Source organism: Streptomyces sp. NPDC002889 (genome assembly GCF_042888425.1).
Taxonomy (GTDB): Bacteria; Actinomycetota; Actinomycetes; order Streptomycetales; family Streptomycetaceae; genus Streptomyces.
Genome location: NZ_JBIAPT010000079.1, coordinates 1 through 1737, shown reverse-complemented (window position 1 = coordinate 1737; position 1737 = coordinate 1). Strand labels below are relative to the sequence as shown.

General features: G+C 66.1%; 1 pseudogene. It reads left to right on the top strand.

The features are described 5' to 3' along the window. Window positions 1-54 precede the first annotated feature (54 nt). Window positions 55-1737: pseudogene (locus ACFYWI_RS38435) on the top strand (ISAzo13 family transposase); the annotation flags it as partial.

Sequence of the window (1737 nt, the reverse complement as noted above, 5' to 3'; positions counted from 1 at the left end):
GGGCCCGTATTTCAATAAGTGCTCGGCAGAAGGGTGTTGGTGGGAGTCTGAGATATGACCCCGTGTCTGTCAGGCCGCGTTGCCGCTCGTGCTATGCGGGCCAAGTTCGATCAGATCCTGCCGCACTTCGATGAGCGCCGCCGTCGGTTGTACCTGGCCAGTGAGGCGACGGCCCTCGGCCGCGGCGGGATCGTCCGGGTCGCCGCCGCCTCCGGCACCAGCACTGCAACCATCGCGCGAGGTATGGCCGAGTTGGCCGGTTGCTTCTCACCGACCCTGCGGGTCCGGGCTCCAGGTGCGGGCCGCAAGCGGCTGACAGACACCGACCCTGGTCTGCTGCCCGCGCTGGAGTCGCTGATCGAGCCGCACACCCGAGGCGACCCCGTCTCCCCGTTGCGGTGGACCACGCTGTCGTTACGGGCCCTGGCCTCAACCCTCACCACACAGGGCCACCCGATCAGCGCTTCAACCGTCGGACACCTGCTGCACACCCTGGGCTACAGCCTGCAGGGAACCGCGAAGACAACAGAGGGCATCAGCCATCCGGACCGCGATGCCCAGTTCACCCACCTGAATGCCACCGCCGCCGCGTTCCTCAACGATGCCCAGCCGGTGATCAGCGTCGACACCAAGGCCAAGGAATGGCTCGGCAACCGGGACCGGCCCGGTCGCACCTGGCGGCCGGGCAAGAACGCGATCAAGGTGGACTGCCACACGTTCACCACCAACGAGCAGCCCATGGCGATCCCCTACGGGATCTACGACATTGCCAACAACAGCGGATGGGTCAACGTCGGCACCGACCACGACACCGCCCAGTTCGCGGTGGAATCCATCCGACGATGGTGGCAGCACCGCGGACGGGCGGACCACCCGAATGCCGGCAGGCTCCTGATCACCGCGGACTCCGGCGGCTCCAACGACCCCCGCCGCTGGACCTGGAAAAGCAACCTTGCCACCTTCGCACGAGAGAGCGGCCTGGAGATCACGGTCTGTCACCTACCGCCGGGTACTTCGAAGTGGAACAAGATAGAGCACCGGATGTTCTGTCACATCACCGCGAACTGGCGGGGGCGGCCGCTGACCAGCTACCAGGTCGTCCTCGAGACCATCGCCGCCACAACAACCAAGACCGGCCTGACCATCGGGGCCGAACTGGACACAGGCAGCTACGACCTCGGCATCAGCGTCACACCCGCCGAGTTCCACGCCCTTCCGATCACGCCCAACGCCTTCCACGGTGACTGGAACTACACACTGTCTCCCGTTCCACCGCGAGCGCCAGACGCGCCGGCAACGACACACCGGACCGACCCGGCCCTGACCGCGATGCTCACCGATCCGGCCCTGACCGGCATGTCACGAACCGCCTTCGAGTATTTGGTGGCGGTCTCGGAGCCTTTCTGGGACGCCTTGGCCGAGGCAGCATTCCAGCGACGCTTCCACCGCCCGCGCAGCTACCGCCACCCACAGACCAGCAGCGTGGACCACACCCACCGGCTCCTGGCAGCCATCCTGCGCCGCCGCAGAGCGGTGACCATGACGTTCCTGGCCCAACTACTGGGCGTCAACCGCACCAACCTGTCCATCCAGTACCAGGATGCAAAACGGCTCCTGGACCTGCACCGGATCCTCGTCACGCCGATACCCGGATCGCCCGCCCGCACATTGGAACAGCTACACGCCCGAACAACCCCGGCGGAACCCCGTCGCTACAGTTATTGAAATACGGGCCCC